At 72.6% G+C, this 18164-nt stretch carries 15 protein-coding genes; 10 read left to right on the plus strand and 5 right to left on the minus strand.

Features of this window, described 5'->3' with window-relative positions; genetic code table 11:
- On the minus strand, positions 1-2395 hold a 2395-nt coding region (locus ACH4G3_RS34945; protein ID WP_397628251.1), incomplete at its 3' end, for a DEAD/DEAH box helicase.
- A gap of 260 nt (positions 2396-2655) precedes the next feature.
- Here ACH4G3_RS34945 and ACH4G3_RS34950 point away from each other — a divergent pair.
- On the plus strand, positions 2656-3411 hold the full coding sequence (locus tag ACH4G3_RS34950) for a ferritin-like fold-containing protein (protein ID WP_208641468.1): 756 nt from the start codon (positions 2656-2658) through the stop codon (positions 3409-3411).
- 651 nt (positions 3412-4062) lie between these two features.
- Here ACH4G3_RS34950 and ACH4G3_RS34955 read toward each other — a convergent pair.
- From ACH4G3_RS34955 to ACH4G3_RS34970, 4 genes are all read right to left on the minus strand, one after another.
- Positions 4063-4332 (minus strand): hypothetical protein, encoded by a 270-nt coding sequence (locus tag ACH4G3_RS34955; protein ID WP_397628252.1) that lies wholly within the window; start codon positions 4330-4332, stop codon positions 4063-4065.
- 191 nt (positions 4333-4523) lie between these two features.
- Positions 4524-4751, minus strand: a complete 228-nt coding sequence (locus ACH4G3_RS34960; RefSeq protein WP_010047710.1) for a DUF3107 domain-containing protein — start codon at positions 4749-4751, stop codon at positions 4524-4526.
- Positions 4752-4886: 135 nt separating this feature from the next.
- Positions 4887-5534 (minus strand): TetR/AcrR family transcriptional regulator, encoded by a 648-nt coding sequence (locus ACH4G3_RS34965; RefSeq protein WP_020269805.1) that lies wholly within the window; start codon positions 5532-5534, stop codon positions 4887-4889.
- Between the two features lie 216 nt (positions 5535-5750).
- Positions 5751-5975 carry a hypothetical protein gene (locus ACH4G3_RS34970; RefSeq protein ID WP_397628253.1) on the minus strand — a complete coding sequence of 75 codons (225 nt, stop codon included), beginning with the start codon at positions 5973-5975 and terminating at the stop codon, positions 5751-5753.
- Between the two features lie 300 nt (positions 5976-6275).
- Between ACH4G3_RS34970 and ACH4G3_RS34975 the strand changes: the two genes are divergently transcribed.
- The 9 genes from ACH4G3_RS34975 to ACH4G3_RS35015 all read left to right on the plus strand — a co-directional run bounded on the left by ACH4G3_RS34975 (position 6276) and on the right by ACH4G3_RS35015 (position 18158).
- Entirely contained in the window at positions 6276-7310 is a 1035-nt protein-coding gene (locus ACH4G3_RS34975; RefSeq protein WP_397628254.1) for an alpha/beta fold hydrolase, read from the plus strand.
- Between the two features lie 8 nt (positions 7311-7318).
- Positions 7319-9094, plus strand: coding sequence for a DUF3152 domain-containing protein (locus ACH4G3_RS34980; RefSeq protein WP_449657609.1), 1776 nt, complete (start codon positions 7319-7321; stop codon positions 9092-9094).
- 67 nt (positions 9095-9161) lie between these two features.
- Positions 9162-9254, plus strand: a complete 93-nt coding sequence (locus tag ACH4G3_RS34985; RefSeq protein WP_332836563.1) for an Ms4533A family Cys-rich leader peptide — start codon at positions 9162-9164, stop codon at positions 9252-9254.
- 198 nt (positions 9255-9452) lie between these two features.
- On the plus strand, positions 9453-11171 hold the full coding sequence (locus ACH4G3_RS34990; protein ID WP_397628480.1) for an ABC transporter substrate-binding protein: 1719 nt from the start codon (positions 9453-9455) through the stop codon (positions 11169-11171).
- A 4-nt stretch (positions 11172-11175) separates the two neighbouring features.
- Positions 11176-12186, plus strand: a complete 1011-nt coding sequence (locus ACH4G3_RS34995) for an ABC transporter permease (RefSeq protein ID WP_397628256.1) — start codon at positions 11176-11178, stop codon at positions 12184-12186.
- Positions 12183-13181: an ABC transporter permease gene (locus ACH4G3_RS35000; protein ID WP_397628257.1), complete on the plus strand. Its 999-nt coding sequence runs from the start codon at positions 12183-12185 to the stop codon at positions 13179-13181. The genes ACH4G3_RS34995 and ACH4G3_RS35000 overlap by 4 nt, the downstream gene beginning before the upstream one ends.
- Positions 13178-14785 (plus strand): dipeptide ABC transporter ATP-binding protein, encoded by a 1608-nt coding sequence (locus tag ACH4G3_RS35005; protein WP_397628258.1) that lies wholly within the window; start codon positions 13178-13180, stop codon positions 14783-14785. Before ACH4G3_RS35000 ends, ACH4G3_RS35005 begins: the two co-directional genes overlap by 4 nt.
- A 368-nt stretch (positions 14786-15153) precedes the next feature.
- Positions 15154-16902 (plus strand): DUF3492 domain-containing protein, encoded by a 1749-nt coding sequence (locus tag ACH4G3_RS35010; protein WP_397628259.1) that lies wholly within the window; start codon positions 15154-15156, stop codon positions 16900-16902.
- A complete protein-coding gene (locus ACH4G3_RS35015; protein WP_397628260.1) occupies positions 16899-18158 on the plus strand; it encodes a hypothetical protein in 1260 nt (419 codons plus the stop codon). The genes ACH4G3_RS35010 and ACH4G3_RS35015 overlap by 4 nt, the downstream gene beginning before the upstream one ends.
- Positions 18159-18164 lie beyond the last annotated feature (6 nt).

Below are 18164 nucleotides of genomic sequence, written 5' to 3' on the forward strand. Positions count from 1 at the left end.
CCTGGGCTTCGCCTGCGGTGTCCTCGGTCGCTGCCGTGGCCTTGCGGGTACGCCTGGGCTTGGCCTCGGCGGTCTCGGCCGTGTCGACGGCGTCCTCCGCGACGGTGGTCGCCTTGCGCGTACGGCGCGGCTTGGTCTCCGTGCCTTCGGCGGTGTCGGCGGCGGTCTCGGCTGCTGCGGTGGTCTTCCGCGTGCGGCGGGGCTTGGGCTCGGTGGCCTGGGCTTCGCCTGCGGTGTCCTCGGTCGCTGCCGTGGCCTTGCGGGTACGCCTGGGCTTGGCCTCGGCGGTCTCGGCCGTGTCGACGGCGTCCTCAGCCGCGGCCTCGGACCTGGCAGCCGTCTTGCGGGTGCGGCGCGGCTTCGTCTCCGTCGGCTCCGGTGCGGACTCGGTGGTCCCCTCGGCCGTGCCGACCGCCTGCTCGGCCGCGGAGGCGGCCGTGGTCCTGCGGGTGCGGCGGCGCGGCGCGGCCGCAGGCGCCTCGGGCTGTTCGGTCACCGGAGCGGCCACGACCGCTGCGGCATCCGCGTCCGCCGGGGTCTGCGCGGCAGCCGACGGCGTCACCGCGGTCTCCACGGCCGGCGTCTCCACCGGCGCCTCCGACCTGCGCGTACGGCGCCGGCGCGGCTTCGACGCCTCCGTGCTCGTGCCCTCCGCCGTCGCCACGGCGTTCTCCGCCGGTGCGGACGCGGGGGACTCGATCGCCGTGACCGGCGCCGACTCGGCTGCCGAGGCGCCGCCGCGGGTGCGGCGACGGCGACGCGGGGTGCGAGGAGCCGTCACGGTCTCCGCCTCGGCGGAACCGCTCGCGGCCGTCGTGTCCGGAGCGGCGGTGCCGGCGGACTCCGGCGCGCCGTCCAGCGGCGTTCCGCCGCGCATACGGCGACGGCGTCGCGGCGTACGGGCCGAACGCTCGCGGTCGGCCGACGGGGACTCGTCCCGGCCGCCGCGACCGCGGCCGGCGCGTCCGCGCGGCCCCCGGCCGCCCGTCTCGCCCAGGTCCTCCAGCTCCTCCGCGTCCAGCCCGGCGCGCTTGCGCTCCGAGCGCGGCAGGACGCCCTTCGTGCCCTCGGGGATGCCGAGGTCGGTGAAGAGGTGCGGGGAGGTGGAGTACGTCTCCGGCGGGTCGTTGAAGCCCAGGTCCAGCGCCTTGTTGATCAGCTGCCAGCGCGGGATGTCGTCCCAGTCGACGAGCGTGATCGCGATGCCCTTGGCGCCCGCGCGGCCCGTACGGCCGATGCGGTGCAGGTACGTCTTCTCCTCTTCCGGCGACTGATAGTTGATGACGTGCGTGACGCCCTCGACGTCGATGCCGCGCGCGGCGACATCGGTGCAGACGAGCACGTCCACCTTGCCGTTGCGGAAGGCACGCAGGGCCTGCTCGCGGGCGCCTTGGCCCAGGTCGCCGTGGACCGCGCCGGAGGCGAAGCCGCGCTGCTTGAGCTGGTCGGCGAGGTCGGCCGCCGTGCGCTTGGTGCGGCAGAAGACCATGACCAGCCCGCGGCCCTCGGCCTGCAGGATGCGCGCGACCATCTCGGGCTTGTCCATGTTGTGCGCGCGGTAGATGAACTGCTCGGTGTTCGCGACCGTCTTGCCCGCGTCGTCCGGCGCCGTGGCGCTGATGTGCGTGGGCTGCGACATGTAGCGGCGGGCCAGTCCGATGACCGCGCCCGGCATGGTCGCCGAGAACAGCATCGTCTGGCGCCGGACCGGCAGCATGTTGATGATCTTCTCGACGTCGGGCAGGAAGCCCAGGTCGAGCATTTCGTCGGCCTCGTCGAGGACCAGACACCTGACGTGCTTCAGGTTCAGCTTCTTCTGCCCGGCGAGGTCGAGCAGCCGGCCCGGGGTGCCGACGACCACGTCGACGCCCTTCTTCAGGGCCTCGACCTGCGGCTCGTAGGCCCGGCCGCCGTAGATCGCGAGGACCCGCACGTTGCGCACCTTGCCCGCGGTCAGCAGGTCGTTGGTGACCTGCGTGCACAGCTCGCGCGTGGGGACGACGACGAGCGCCTGCGGGGCGTCGGTGAGGTCCTCGGGCTTGGCGCGTCCGGCCTCGACGTCGGCGGGGACGGTGACGCGCTCGAGGAGCGGGAGGCCGAAGCCCAGCGTCTTGCCGGTGCCGGTCTTGGCCTGGCCGATGACGTCCGAGCCCGAAAGGGCCACGGGGAGCGTCATCTCCTGGATGGGGAAGGCGGTGGTGATGCCGACGGCCTCCAGGGCCTCGGCGGTCTCGGGGAGGATTCCGAGCTCTCGGAACGTCGTAGTCAGGGTGCTGCCTCTTCTGTGTGGGCGGCGCGAGGCGAGCGCGGGGGTCTTGTCGGACCGTGCCGGGGACGTCGGCTGCCTACGGGCGGGCCGTAGAGCACGGGACCGCGCCGACGCTCTAGCGCTCATGCCGCTGAGGGTGTCCCCCTCCGGGTCTCGTACGCACTGTGGCGGACGGCCGGGGGAGGCTGTCGGGTCGGAGCCGATCGGGCCACCGACCGGGCATCCTCATACGTGCGGCCTGTCGAGGTACGTCGACGTACCAGCAGGCGCATTACCACCATACCCCGGAATCCCGCACACGCGACGGCCGATTTGGTCACGTAGTCGTCGTCACACTGATTGACCAGGGCCTTACGCCTTCCGGCGGGCGGGCTATTGTGCGCTTCATGACGAGCTCTGACAAGCCTGAGAACGCCTCGGACACCACCGCCACCCCGGCCGAACACACCGGAGTCGCCGCCCGGGACTGGGCGACGGCCTCCGCCGACCCGCAGTACCGCGCCGCGGTCGTGGACCTGCTCGGTGCGCTCGCGTACGGCGAGCTGGCGGCGTTCGAGCGGCTCGCGGAGGACGCCAAGCTGGCGCCGACGCTGGAGGACAAGGCGGAGCTGGCGAAGATGGCGTCGGCCGAGTTCCACCACTTCGAGAGGCTGCGCGACCGGCTCGCCGAGATCGGGGAGGAGCCGACGCGGGCGATGGAGCCGTTCGTCGCGGCCTACGACGGGTTCCACAAGCAGACGGCCCCCTCGGACTGGCTGGAGGGCCTCGTCAAGGCCTACGTCGGCGACTCCATCGCCAGCGACTTCTACCGGGAGGTCGCGGCCCGGCTGGACTCCGACTCCCGCGGTCTGGTGCTGGCCGTGCTCGACGACACCGGGCACGGCGGCTTCGCCGTGGAGAAGGTGCGTGCCGCGATCGACGCGGACCCGCGGGTCGGCGGGCGACTCGCGCTGTGGGCACGACGGCTGATGGGCGAGGCCCTGTCGCAGTCCCAGCGGGTGGTCGCCGACCGGGACGCGCTGTCGACCATGCTGGTGGGCGGTGTCGCGGACGGCTTCGACCTCGCCGAGGTCGGCAAGATGTTCTCCCGGATCACCGAGGCGCACACCAAGCGGATGGCCGCGCTGGGCTTGGCCGCGTAGCGCTCCGCGCAGGAGGGCTTGGCAGGGTGGTGCTTCGCGCCGGGTGGTTTCGGCTGGGTGGCGCTTCGCGCCGGTGGCTTCGGCTGCCTGAGGCTGGGCGCACGGGGTTTGGGCTGGGTGGCGCTCCGCGCCGGGCAGGGTTCGGCCGGGTGGTGCTTCGCGCCGGGCAGGGTTCGGCCGGGTGGTGCTTCGCGCCGGTGGCTTCGGCTGCCTGACGCTGCGCGCACGCGGTTCCGGCTGGATGGCCGCTCCGCGTCGCGCAGGTTCGGCTGGGTGGCCGCTTCGCGCCGGGCATCGGCTGCGTGGCGCTCCTCGCCCGGGCAGTTTCGGCTGCGTGGCGCTCCTCGCCCGGGCAGTTTCGGCTGCGTGGCGCTCCTCGCCCGGGCAGTTTCGGCTGCGTGGCGCTCCCCGCCCGGGCAGTTTCGGCTGCGTGGCGCTCCCCGCCCAGGCAGGTTCGGCTGCCTGACGCTTCGCGCACCTGGTTTCGGTCGCGTGGCGCTCGCGCAGGCCGTTCCGCTCGTATCGCGTCGCGCTTCGCGCATGCTGGCCCAGCAGCAGGTGGACGTGGCCCGGGCCCTCGCCGCCGCTGTGTCGCGGCTGCGGGCCGGTGCCGGCCGGGCGCGCGGGTCCCCGCGCGTCTGACGGCTCCGGCTACGCCGTCGCTGATCGTCGGCGCAGGCGGCCCGCGGGGCGCAGCAGCAGTGACAGCGAGGCCACCGAGACGATCGCCGCGCCGAGCAGCACCACCAGCAGGTGCCCGGCTTCCAGCGCGCTGTGCATGACGAATGCCCCGAAGAGGGCGCCTGCGACGCCGGTCGACAGGACCAGGGGGCGGGCCGGGAGCCGGTGCGCCAGGCGATGCGTGGCCGCCCATGACAGAGCCAGGCCGAGAATCGCGGAACTCAGCGCTTCCAGGAGCATGTCGAGGTCCCTCCCACATGGCCGGCTGCCCAAATCGGTCGTAGCCCGTCTTACCCCTGACCTGCGGAATCCAACCCACTTCTGTAGGTGAACAGTGCTCCATCCGTGGAGGAACCCGTGTGCCGTACGTGAACGGGAACGCGAACGGGGCGGGCCGGCCGACAGCCGCCCCGCCCCGTCCACGCATGCGCCTACAGAGCGCCGAAGCCCACCTTGCGGGGGGCCGGCTCGCCGATCTCGATGTACGCGAGACGGTCGGCCGGGACCAGGACCTTGCGGCCGTGCTCGTCCACGAGGGTCAGCAGCGGCGACTTCCCGGCCAGCGCCTCGGACACCGCCCGCTCGACCTCCTCGGCACTCTGACCGCTCTCCAGAACGATCTCGCGGGGCGCGTGCTGCACGCCGATCTTGACCTCCACGGCTATGTCCCTCCGACGGTCAGTGATGTGCGCGACCTTCCGCGCCGTACGCAGCACACATTAGCCCGGTGAGGGGACCGGCATGCTCCGCCCGAGAACGCCACGAGCGAACAGCGGGCGGGAACAAAGCGGCCGTCAGTGGTGCTGCTGGTCGGTTCCGTGCAGCGGGAAGCCCGCGATGCCGCGCCACGCCAGCGAGGCGAGCAGCTGTACGGCCTGGTCGCGCGGCACGCTGCGGTCGCTGTGCAGCCAGGACCGGGCCACCACCTGGGCGAGGCCGCCCAGGCCCGAGGCGAGCAGCATCGACTCCGCGCGCGACAGACCCGTGTCCTCGGCGATGACGTCGCAGATCGCCTCCGCGCACTCGTTGGTGACCTTGTCGACGCGCTCGCGCACGGCGGGCTCGTTCGTCAGGTCCGACTCGAAGACCAGACGGAAGGCGCCGCCGTCGTCCTCGACGTACGCGAAGTAGGCGTCCATCGTCGCCCGGACCCGCTGCTTGTTGTCGGTCGTCGACGCCAGCGCGTTCCGTACGGCCTGGATGAGCGACTCGCAGTGCTGGTCCAGCAGCGCGAGATACAGGTCGAGCTTGCCCGGGAAGTGCTGGTAGAGCACCGGCTTGCTGACGCCTGCGCGCTCGGCGATGTCGTCCATCGCGGCCGCGTGGTAGCCCTGGGCCACGAAGACCTCCTGGGCGGCGCCCAGGAGCTGGTTCCGTCGGGCACGGCGTGGCAGGCGTGTACCCCGCGGGCGAACCGCCTCTGTCTGCTCGATGGCTGTCACGCCGCCTCCCATAGTCGTCCACGTGCGGATCTGGCCGCGTCGCCATCGTACTTTTCGGTAACCGTCATGTGCGCGGTGAGAACGCAGAATTTCACGGACCGGACGGTTATGAAAGCGGTTGAGAAAGTTTCAAACAGGTGCAGAGCGGGCAAGATGCGGCTCCTTTCCTGCTCGGCGGCTCGGTACTGCTCCTCGTTCGCCACCCGGCGGCGTACGTCACCGGTAGTCGTCCTCGTCGAGAGAGACGATCCGGGCCTGCTCCACCAGGTCGGCCTCATTGGCGCGGTCCGGGTCGACACCGGTCAGCGGATCGTCGCGGTTCGGAGCGACGTCCGTGTGCTGCTCGGCTGCGTCGACCTCGGGGGCCTCGACGTCGATCTCCGGCGTCTGAGACGCCTCCTCGGCCTCGAAGGTCTCCGGGTCGGTGGGGTCTACGGCCATGCTGGGCTCCCTTCCTACGAACGTCCCTGGGAATGCAGGGGCCACACGCGGGTGCCCTCTCTACGAGCCTAGGAGACACCCGATCCGGACGCTATGCGATCCGCGTCCGGGACGTGACGCAGTGCGCATCCCGTTGACTGCTTCTCATCCGCCCTGCCTTTCCCAGGCGCCTCCCCGTTCTCGGATGCCTTTCCTTCCCCGCGGCTTCCCCGTCTCGGCCTCATGTGCCCGCCCCACATGGCCGATTCCTGTGACGGCGAACACATGAGCCATAACGTGATCGTCTCGTAACATTGCCGCATGTCTTCGACCGAGCTGCCGTTCGTGCCGCCCGCCAATGTGCTGCCGAAGGTGGCGGCCGTCAGGGTCGCCGAGGGCGAGCGGCTCAGGTCGGTCGAGCTGCCCGGGGTCACGCTGACGGTGCGGTCGAGGCCCCCCGCGCGCCAGGGGCTGGCTCCCGCGCTGTACGTGCACGGACTCGGGGGTTCCTCGCAGAACTGGTCGGCGCTGATGCCGCTGCTCGACGACGTCGTCGACAGCGAGGCCCTCGACCTGCCGGGCTTCGGCGACTCCCCGCCGCCGGACGACGGCGACTACTCGGTCACGGGGCACGCGCGCGCGGTCATCCGTTACCTCGACGCCACCGGCCGCGGCCCCGTGCACCTGTTCGGGAACTCGCTCGGTGGCGCCATCACCACCCGTGTCGCCGCGGTACGGCCCGATCTGGTCCGTACGCTCACGCTCGTGTCGCCCGCTCTGCCCGAAATCCGAGTGCAGCGCACCGCCGTGCCCACAGCGCTGCTGGCGGTGCCCGGTGTCGCGCCGCTCTTCACCCGGCTGACCCGCGAGTGGACGGCGGAGCAGCGCGTCCGTGGTGTGATGGCGCTGTGTTACGGGGATCCGGGGCGGGTGACGCCGGAAGGATTCAGCAACGCCGTGCACGAGATGGAGCGGCGGCTGCGGCTGCCGTACTTCTGGGACGCCATGACGCGTTCCGCGCGCGGGATCGTCAACGCGTACACGCTGGGTGGCCAGCAGGGACTGTGGCGCCAGGCCGAACGCGTGCTCGCGCCGACCCTCCTCGTCTACGGTGGGCGTGACCAACTCGTCGGCTTCCGGATGGCCCAGAAGGCGGCCCGGGCGTATCGCGACTCGCGGCTGGTGACGTTGCCGGACGCGGGGCACGTGGCCATGATGGAGTACCCGGAGACGGTGGCCATGGCGTTCCGTGAACTCCTCGAAGACGCGGGCGAGTCGGGCGAACGGCGAGCCGAGCGGGCTCGCACGGACAAGGCAGTCGACGAAGCAGGCACCGACGAGAGCATGGGGGGCTGAGGCGCGACGTGGGACGCCACAGCCGCCGTGGGCCGGTCGCCAAGGGCGACACCGCGGACACAACCGCAGTACGGGACGGCCGGACCGGGCCGGGACAGGAGCCGGGTCAGGGCCAGGCAGCGGACACGAGCCCGCGCACGGGCGGCCGGCCGGCCCCGCCCCGGGCCGCGTCGCAGGGCGGCCGGCCGCAGCCGGGTGCGGGTCCGCGCCGGGTGCCGGGGCCTCGGCCCGCGACGGTGGACGGGACGCCGGCGTACGGGACGCCCGCGCACGGCACGCCTGTGCAGGGGATGCCGCGTCTTCCGGACGGCTGGTTGCCGGACGGCACGCCCGTGCACGGCGCTCCGCGCCTGCCCGACGGCACACCGGCGCGCGGGCTGCCGCGTTTTCCTGACGGTACGCCGGCGCGGGGTGTTCCCCGGCTGCCCGACGGGACCCCGGCGCATGGTGTTCCGAGGTTTCCCGACGGGACTCCCCGGCAAGGTGGACGGCTTCCGGACGGTACGCCGGCGCATGGTGTTCCGCGGCTGCCCGACGGGACCCCGGCACGCGGCATTCCGATGTTTCCCGACGGGACTCCCGCGCATGGTGTTCCCCGGCTCCCGGACGGTACCCCCGCGAGCGGGGTGCCCAGGGTTCCCGGCGGCACGCCCGCGCACGGGTTCCCCCAAGCCCGGGGAGGGCATCCCGAGCAGCGCGAATCCGGGGGTGGATGGGGCGAGTTGAGGGGCGGTGGCGGTGGCGGTGCTCCCATACCGCGGCAGCGACGGGCTTCCGGGCCCGGGCCGCGGCAGGAGTATCTCGACGCCTTCGACGAGGAGGACGACGTCTTCGGACCCCGTACGCCCGCCTCCGCACACGCGGCGGACGCCTACGCCTCCGTCTCGGACTGGAACGCCGGCGCCCCGGCCGGAATCCGCTCCGACGATGACGATGATGACGACGACGTGGCGCCCACGGGCACGCCCGCCCCGGTCAAGGGCGCCAAGGGCCGTACCTTCACCGGCATCGCGGCCGCCGCCGTCACCACCGTGCTGGCCGTGATCGTCGCCGGTCAGGTCACCGACGACCCCGGCGGCTCCGGCGTGCAGTCGCAGTCCGCCACCGACCGGGCCCGCGACCTCCGGGACTCCTCGTCCCGCGCGGACGGTCGGGCGCCCGTGCCGGACCCCGGCGCGAAGCCGCTGACGTACGACGAGAAGATGGGCAGGACGTACCCGCTCGGTGCCAAGCTCAAGGGCTCGGGGAAGTTCGACGCCGTGCCCGGCATCGCCCAGGGGCCGGGTACGGGGCAGAAGTTCACCTATCGCGTGGACGTGGAGCAGGGGCTCGGGCTCGACGCCGAACTGTTCGCCGAGGCCGTGCAGAAGACGCTCAACGACCAGCGCAGCTGGGCCCACAACGGCGCGCGTACCTTCGAGCGGATCTACTCCGGCAGGCCCGACTTCGTGATCACGCTCGCCAGCCCGGGCACGACCGCCGACTGGTGCGCCAAGTCCGGTCTGGACACCACCGTGGACAACGTCTCCTGCGACTCGGCCGCCACCGAGCGCGTGATGATCAACACCTACCGGTGGGCGCAGGGCTCGGAGACGTACGGCGACGAGATCCACGCCTACCGGCAGATGCTGATCAACCACGAGGTCGGCCACCGCCTCGGCTACGGCCACGTCACCTGCGACAAGGACGGCGGCCTCGCCCCGGTCATGCAGCAGCAGACCAAGTTCCTCGACCACGACGGCATCCACTGCCGCGCCAACCCCTGGCCATACCCCGGGAGTTGACAGGCGCCACAGGGGCCGGCCCACGTACCGCGTTGACATGCGCAGGAAGTTCGTTCATATTTCTCGCATGTCGTCCCGTCACGTCTCCGTTCGCGCCGCCATCGAGCTGGCGCTCATCGGCGTGACCCCGCTCTGCGTGGCCGACATCCACTGTTGCTGACGCCCGCCCCAGGCGCGCGTCGCGAAATCGCACCTTCTCCGTGACCTGTCACGTTCTCCGTGGCCTGTCACGTTATCCGTGGCCCTGACACGGCTTCTTCGACGACCCGGCGCCCGGGCAGACGTGTGTCCAACTTCGTCTCACCCTTCGTCAATTCGTCTCGTGATCCGAGACATCATCCGAGAGGTCGTCATTCCGATGCGCCAACCGTCCGTCACAGCGCGCCGCGTGGCCGCGGCATCCGTCAGCCTGGTCCTGGCAGCGGGTGCCGCCGCCTGCGGCCCGGAGGACAACGATGCCAGGGGCGTCGGCGGCGACTCCACGCCTCACAAGGGCGGCACCCTCACCGTCCTGAACGCCAACGCCCAGCAGGACTTCGACCCGGCGCGCCTGTACACCTCCGGCGGCGGCAACGTCCCGTCCCTGGTCTTCCGTACGCTCACCACCCGCAACCGCGAGAACGGCGCGGCCGGCGCGAAGGTCGTCCCCGACCTCGCCACCGACACCGGGCGCCCCAGCAAGAACGCGACGGTGTGGACGTACACCCTGAAGAAGGGGCTCACGTACGAGGACGGCACGCCGATCACCTCGGCCGACATCAAGTACGGCATCGAGCGCTCCTTCGCCCCCGAGCTCTCCGGCGGCGCCCCCTACCTGCGGGACTGGCTGGTCGGTGCCGCCGACTACCAGGGCCCGTACAAGGACAAGAAGGGCCTCGACGCGATCGAGACGCCGGACGACCGGACCATCGTCTTCCACCTGAACAAGCCCGAGGGCGAGTTCCCGTACCTCGCCACGCAGACGCAGTTCGCGCCCGTCCCGAAGAGCAAGGACACGGGCACGAAGTACGAGGAGCACCCGGTCTCGTCCGGGCCGTACCGGGTGGTGCGGAACGAGAACGACGGTGAGCGGCTGGTCCTGGAGCGCAACCCGCACTGGTCCGCCTCGACCGACATCGAACGCAAGGCCTACCCGGACAGGATCGACGTACGGTCCGGGCTCGACTCGTCCGTGATCAACCAGCGGCTGTCCGCGTCCCAGGGAGCGGACGCCGCCGCCGTCACCACGGACACCAACCTCGGCCCGGCCGAGCTGGCGAAGGTCAGCGGCGACAAGGACCTCGCCTCGCGTGTCGGCACGGGACACTTCGGTTACACGAACTACCTCGCGTTCAATCCGTCCGTCAAGCCGTTCAACGACGTCAGGGTGCGGCAGGCGATCTCGTACGCCATCGACCGGTCGTCCGTGGTCAACGCCGCGGGCGGGTCCGCGCTGGCCGAGCCCGCCACCACCTTCCTGCCGGACCAGAAGTCCTTCGGGTACACGCCGTACGACCTCTTCCCGGCGGGCAAGGCCGGTGACCCGGCCAAGGCCAGGCAGCTGCTGAAGGAGGCCGGCCACCCGAACGGGCTCACCGTCACGCTGACGCACTCCAACGCCAAGGACTTCGAGACCAGCCCGGAGATCGCGACCGCCGTCCAGGACGCGCTGAAGAAGGCCGGCATCACGGTCAAGCTCCAGGGCCTGGAGGAGAACGACTACTCCGACAAGATCCACGACGTGAAGACCGAGCCGGGCTTCTTCCTCGCCCACTGGGGCGCCGACTGGCCCTCCGGCGGTCCCTTCCTCGCCCCGATCTTCGACGGCCGCCAGATCGTCAGGGACGGCGCGAACTTCAACACCGGCCTGCTGAATGACAAGTCGGTCAATGCCGAGATTGACGCGATCAACAAGTTGACGGATCTTGACCAGGCCGCCAAGAGGTGGGGGGTGCTGGACAAGAAGATCGGCGAGAAGGCCCTGACCGTCCCGCTGTTCCACCCCGTCTACAAGCGCCTGTACGGCGAGGACGTCAAGAACATCGTGATCAGCGACTGGACCGGTGTGCTGGACATTTCGCAGGTCGCGGTGAAGTGACGCCGTGAGTGAGGTACTTCTCGCCACCGGGGCGACCGGGACGGACACCTCCGTCCCCGTCGCCTCGGGGGCCCGTCAGTTCTGGCGGCGGCTGCGCACCCAGCGCGCCGCCCTCGTCGCGGCCGCAGTCGTCGCGCTGCTCGTCCTGGTCGCGCTCGCCGCGCCGCTGCTCACCGCCCTCGAGGGCCAGGACCCGACCACCTACCACCCCTCCTTGGTGGACTCCGCGCGCGGGGGCGTGCCCGTCGGGCCGCTCGGCGGCATCAGCGGCGACCACTGGCTCGGCGTCGAACCGCAGACCGGGCGAGACCTGTTCGCACGGCTGACGTACGGCGCGCGCGTGTCGCTGGGTGTCGCGCTGGCGGCGACCGTCGTGCAGGTCGCCATCGGGATCACCCTCGGTGTCGCGGCGGCGCTCGGGAAGCGATGGGTTGATCAACTGTTGAGCCGGTTCACGGACATCATCGTCGCCATGCCGCTCATGATCATGTCGTTGGCGCTGCTCGCGATCGTGCCGTCGAGCTTTCCGCGGCCCGTCCTGGTCGCGCTCGTCGTCGGCCTCATCGGCTGGGGCAACATCGCCCGGATCGTGCGCGCCCAGACGCTCACCCTCAAGGAGCTCGACCACGTCTTTGCGGCCCGGCTCAGCGGCTGGGGCACCTGGAGCATCGCCCGCCGCGAGCTGCTGCCCGGGATCGCCGCTCCCGTCATCACCTACGCCGCGCTGCTCGTCCCGTCGAACATCACCGTCGAGGCCGCGCTGTCCTTCCTCGGCGTCGGCGTGAAGCCGCCGACGCCCTCCTGGGGGCAGATGCTCACCGCCGCCGACGTCTGGTACCAGGCCGCCCCGCAGTACCTGCTGCTGCCCGCGGGCGCGCTGTTCGTCACGGTGTTCGCCCTCACGGTCCTCGGCGACGGGGTCCGCATCGCCCTGGACCCCCGCGCGGCCTCCCGACTGCGCGTCGGGACGGGACGCAGGAGGGAGTCCAAGGTGGCCGAGGGAGGCAGGGCATGAACGGCTTCACCGGTTTCGTCCTGCGCCGGACCGTCGGCGCCGCGGTCACCCTGCTCGCCATCTCGGTGATCGTCTACATCGTCTTCTACGCCACTCCCGGCAACGTCGCCCAGATCACCTGCGGCCCGCGCTGCTCACCGGAACAGGTCCACCAGGTCGCCCGTCAACTGAACCTCGACGACCCGCTGTTCCTGCGGTACTGGCACTTCCTCCAGGGCCTCGTCGCCGGCCAGGACTACTCGACGGGTACGTCCGTGCAGCACTGCTCCGCGCCCTGCCTCGGCCTGTCGTACCAGAGCGACCAGCAGGTCACGCGGCTGATCTGGGCGAAGCTCCCGGTCAGTCTGTCCCTGGTGTCGGGCGCGATGGTGCTCTGGCTGCTCCTCGGCGTCGGGACCGGCGTGCTCTCCGCATGGCAGCGCGGGCGGTTCTCCGAGCGGGTGCTGACCGGCGTCACCCTCGCCGGCACCGCCACCCCGGTCTTCGTGATCGGGCTGGTCCTGATGATCGTCGTCTGCGGGGAACTGCGGCTGCTGCCCTTCCCGCAGTACGTCGCCCTCACCGACGACCCCGAACAGTGGGCGTGGAACCTGCTGCTGCCCTGGCTGTCGCTGGCCCTCATCGAGGCCGCCGCGTTCGCCCGGCTGACCCGGGCGTCGATGCTGGAGACCCTGGCCGAGGATCACATCCGCACCTTTCGTGCGTACGGCGTCGGAGAACGGTCGATCGTCGGGCGGCACGCGCTGCGCGGGGCGTTCGCGCCGGTCATCGCGCTGAACGCCAACAACGTCGGCTCGGCGATCGGCGGCGCGGTGCTCACCGAGACGCTGTTCGGCCTGCCCGGCATCGGACAGGAACTCGTCCATGCCATCAACGTGGTCGACCTGCCGGTCGTGGTCGGCATGGTCCTGGTCATCGGATTCTTCGTGGTCCTCGCCAACGCCGTCGCGGACGTGCTGTACGCGGTGGCCGACCGACGGGTGGTGCTGACATGAGCCTGGTCGAAGTGACCGGCCTCTGCGTGGATTTCGGCGAGCTGCGTGCCGTCGACGGCCTCTCCTTCCGGCTGGAACAGGGCGCCGCCCTGGCCCTGGTCGGCGAGTCCGGCTCCGGCAAGTCGACCGTGGCGTCCGCCCTGCTCGGCCTGCACCGCGGCACGGGAGCGCGGGTCGGGGGCTCGGTCGAGGTGGCCGGCACCGACGTACAGCGGGCCTCCGACGAGGAGTTGCGGCGGCTGCGCGGCGGGCAGGCCGCGATGGTGTTCCAGGATCCGCTGTCCTCCCTCGATCCCTACTACGCGATCGGGGACCAGATCGCCGAGGTGTACCGCGTCCACGCGCGCGTGTCCCGGCGGGCGGCACGCGCGCGTGCGGTCGACGTCCTCGACCGGGTCGGCATCGCGGACGCGGCGCGGCGGTCGCGCTCCCGGCCGCACGAGTTCAGCGGCGGCATGCGCCAGCGCGCCCTGATCGCCATGGCGCTGGCCTGCGAGCCCCGTCTGCTGATCGCCGACGAGCCGACGACCGCCCTCGACGTCACCGTCCAGGCCCAGGTCCTCGACCTGCTGCACACGCTGCGCGAGGAGACCGGCATGGGCCTGCTGCTCGTCACGCACGACGTGGGGGTCGCCGCCGAGAGCGTCGACGAGGTGCTGGTGATGCGGCACGGGCGGGCGGTCGAGCACGGCCCGGTGTCGAGCGTGCTGGGCGCGCCGGCCCAGCCGTACACCCGGGAGCTGCTGGCCGCGGTGCCGCGGCTGGACGCGCCAAGGGCCGGCGCGACCGCCCGGGAGGAGGCCGTCCCGGAGGAGGCCGTCCTGGAGGCGACCGGCCTCAGGCGCGAGTTCGGGCGGGGGAAGCGGGCGTTCACGGCCGTACGTGACGTGTCGCTGACCCTGCACCGCGGCGAGACCCTTGGCATCGTCGGCGAGAGCGGCAGCGGCAAGACCACCCTGGGGCGCATGCTCGTCGGGCTGCTGGAGCCGACGGCGGGGGAGGTCCGGTACGAAGGCCGCCCGCACACGGGCGTGAACCCTGCTGTGCAGATGGTCTTCCAGGACCCCGTCTCCTCCCTCAACTCCCGCCGCAGCGTGGGCGAGTCCATCGCCGACCCGCTGCGCGCGCGGGGTGAGCGGGATGAGGGGCGCATCCGGGAGCGCGTGGCGGAACTGCTGGAGCGCGTGGGTCTCGAAAAGGCCCACCACGACCGCTATCCGCACGAGTTCAGCGGCGGGCAGCGCCAACGCGTCGGTATCGCCCGGGCCCTCGCGGCCGACCCGCGCGTCATCGTCTGTGACGAGCCGGTGTCGGCCCTCGACGTCACCACTCAGGCGCACGTGGTCGCCCTGCTCGGGGAGCTGCAACGCGAACTCGGCCTCGCGCTGGTCTTCATCGCGCACGACCTGGCCGTCGTACGCCAGGTCAGCGACCGGGTCGCGGTGATGCGGCAGGGCAGGATCGTCGAGGAGGGGCCCGTCGACGAGGTGTACGGGTCGCCGCAGGACCCGTACACGAGGCAGCTGCTGGCCGCCGTACCGGCGCTCGACCCGGAGGCCGCCGCGCGACGCCGGGCGGAGCGACGGGAGTTGGCCGCGGCATGACGATCCGTGTCCGAATGATCTCCTAGCGCGACGGAACGCGATCCGCACGGGAAAGTTACGACCGTTCACCCCTTTTGGTGGGGGGGGGGGGCCCCCCCCCGCCCCCCCCCCCCCCCGGCCCCCGCCGCGGGGCCGCGGCCGCCCCCCCCGGCGGGGGGGGGGCGCGTGCGCGGGCTTGGGAGGGGGTGCCCCCCGCCGCCCGCGCCCCCCCTCACCCCGCCCCCCTCGTTAATGTCCCCACCGACCCCGGTTGGGGGGGCCGCCCCCCCCCCCGCCCCCCCCCGCCACCGCCTTGTCCGCATACGTTCGTCCCGCTGCGAGCCGCCGGGCGATGGCGGCTCCTGATACGGGAGATCGGGGGTGCACTCGTGCGCATCGGACTGCTTACGGAGGGTGGGTATCCGTATGTGAGCGGTGACGCCAGGCTCTGGTGCGACCGGCTGGTGCGCGGGCTCGGACAGCACGAGTTCGACGTCCACGCGCTCAGCCGCAGCCGGCACCAGGAGGACGAGGGCTGGATCCCGCTGCCGCCGAACGTCCGCAGGGTGCGCACCGCGCCGATGTGGACGGCCGAGGACGACGACGTGGTCCTGGGGCGTCGCGCGCGCCGGCGGTTCACCGAGTGCTTCGGCGAACTGGCAGCCGTGCTGAGCGGGGTGTCCGGGGGTGCGCCGGCCGTCTCTCCGGGGGCTTCCGCGGGAACACCGGGCGCCTCCGAGAGGCCTTCCGAGGGTGTGTCGACCCACGAGGCGGACCGTTTCGCCAACGCTCTGTACGGGCTCGCCGAACTCGCCCGCGAGGCGGGTGGCCTGGTGGGGGTCATCCGCTCCGAGACCGCCGTGCGCACACTGGAACGCGCCTGTCGTGCGCCCGGCGCCCACCGCGCGGCGCGCGAGGCGCGCGTACCGGATCTGCTCGCCGTGGCCGGACACCTGGAACGCGCCCTGCGCCCCCTCTCCCTCGACTGGTACGAGGACGACGGACTCGGCGCGGTCGACCTCTGCCATGCCGCGTCCGGCGGCCCGGCCGCCCTGCCGGGCCTGCTCGCCCGCCACTTCACCGGCGTCCCCCTGCTGGTCTCCGAGTACGGCGTGCGCCTGCGCACCCACTACCTCACCGCCCCGGACGCCCCACCCGCCGTACGGTCCCTGCTGGCGGCCTTCCACGGCAGGCTCGCGGCCGAGGCCTACGCCCGGGCCGAGGTGGTCACAGCCGGCAACACGCACGCCCGCCGCTGGCAGGAGCGCTGCGGCGCCGACCGCGAGAAGCTCCGCACGGTCTACCCCGGCATGGACGCCCGGCCCTTCGCCGAGGTCGGCGAGTCCTCCGAGTGCGCCGACCCGGACACGCTCGTCTGGGTCGGACGCGTCGAGCCCGCCAAGGACCTGGTCTCGCTGCTGCACGCCTTCGCGGAGATCCGCAAGCGGCAGCCGAAGACACGCCTGCGCATCGTGGGAGCGCCGGCCGGTTCCGAGGGCACGGCCTACCTCGGCCACTGCCGGACCCTGGCCGCCCAGCTCTTCCCCGACGAGGCCGACGGTCCGCACGCCACCGGCGACAACCCGGTGTCCTTCGAGGAGATCGGCGGGCCCGAACTCCCCTCCCTCGCCGACGCCTACGCCTCGGGGGCCGTGACCGTCCTCTCCAGCGTGGTCGAGGGCTTCCCGGTCAGCCTCGTCGAGGCCATGCTCTGCGGACGCGTGACGGTGTCGACGGACGTGGGCGCGGTCGTGGAGGTCATCGGCGGCACCGGGCTCGTCGTACCCCCGCGCAACCCGCGGGCGCTCGCCGAGGCGTGCGTGGCGCTGCTGCGCGACCCCGCGCGCCGTGCCCGCCTGGGCGCCGCCGCCCGCGCCCGTGCCCTCGAACTCTTCACGGTCGAGCAGAACATCGAGGCATTTCACAGCATTTACCTGGAGATGGTCTCGCGCGCGCCGATCCGCCGTGTGGTCCTCGACGAAGCGGGGGCGCCGCTGCCCTTCGCCGTACCCGCCGAGGCCCACGTCCCGCTCCGCTGGGCCGCCCCGTCACCCAGCCTCGCCGTCCGCGGCGGCCCCGGCTGGGCGACGGCCAGACCGGTACGCGCCACCACTGCCGCCCCGGAGGGAGCACGATGAGCGGCTTGGGCGAACTGGACCGCCCGGAGACCCCCACCGGCCCGGAGACCCCCACCGGCCCGGAGGCACCCGGGGCGCGGGGGTCCGCCCGCTCGGAGCAGGCACCGAGCCCCGCGACCACGCCCGCACCCGCCCCCGAGACGGCCGCCGACCGCAAACCCGCCACCCCGCGCCGTGGTGCCGCCGACCCCGTGAAGGCGCTGATGCACCGTCACCAGCAGCTCTGCGCACGCGCGGTGGACCCCCTGGAGATCGCGGCGGGCCTGGAGGCGCACGGCATCACCGACCGGACCGCCGCCCGCTTTCGCCACCGGGACGTCTTCTCCCTGGCGGAGGAGATGTACGCGCGGGTCTCCCGGGACGGGGACGCACCCCCGCCCGAAGCGCCCGCCGCTTCACGGGCACGCGCCGACTGGGCCCTGCTGACCCTCCTCCCGGGCACGCTGTGCGCCGCCGCCGTGGCCGCCGTGCACCTCACCCACGGCCGGTCGCGCCTGTTCGCTGCGGCGGCCGGCACCCTCGCCGTGGCCCTGGCCATCCGCGCGGCCCTGCACCGAGGCCCTCTGAGCAGACCCGACCGCACAGTCCCCGGCAGGTCCACGACCCGGACCAGCTGGCTCGTGGCCTATGCCCTCCTGGGCAACGGCCTGCTCGACGGCGCCATCGCCGGAGGCCCCGACAGCCTGCCCACCGGTACGGCCGACGGCCCCTGGCCCCTCACCACCGCCCCCGTCCTGGCCCTCGCCCTGGCCTGCGCGCCCGCCGCCTGGACCGCCCACCTCTTCACCGCGCGTGCCCGCCGCAAACTCGCGGCCAGCCGCGGCCTGGAGGACTTCGCCGCCGCCGTACGACCGCTCCTGCTCGGCACGTTCGCCCTGTTCCTGGGCGCCCTGGCGGCCCTGCAAACCCTCTGCGCCGCAGTCCTCGACGAGCCCGCGGCCCACGCCGAGACGCTCACCCTGGGCGCCCTCCTCTTCCTGGCCCGCCTCCTCACCACCCACGGATTCGCCTACGCCCCGGCCGTGGTCCTCACCGCCACGGCCACGCTCCAGGCGGCCGCCCTCGCCGCGGTCTTCACCTCCCGCCTCCCCGGCTGCGGCTTCCTGGCCACCCCCGTCGAAACCCTCGTCACCACCTGGGGTGCCGGCAGCGTCCCCGCCCTCGCCTGCGGTACGGCGGCCCTGGCCCTCTTGGTCCACGCGACCCGCAAGCTGACCAGGGCCTCGGCCCACGCACCGCCGGAGCCCTCCCGGTGACCCGCC

This window comes from Streptomyces afghaniensis, from assembly GCF_044327915.1.
GTDB lineage: Bacteria > Actinomycetota > Actinomycetes > Streptomycetales > Streptomycetaceae > Streptomyces > Streptomyces afghaniensis.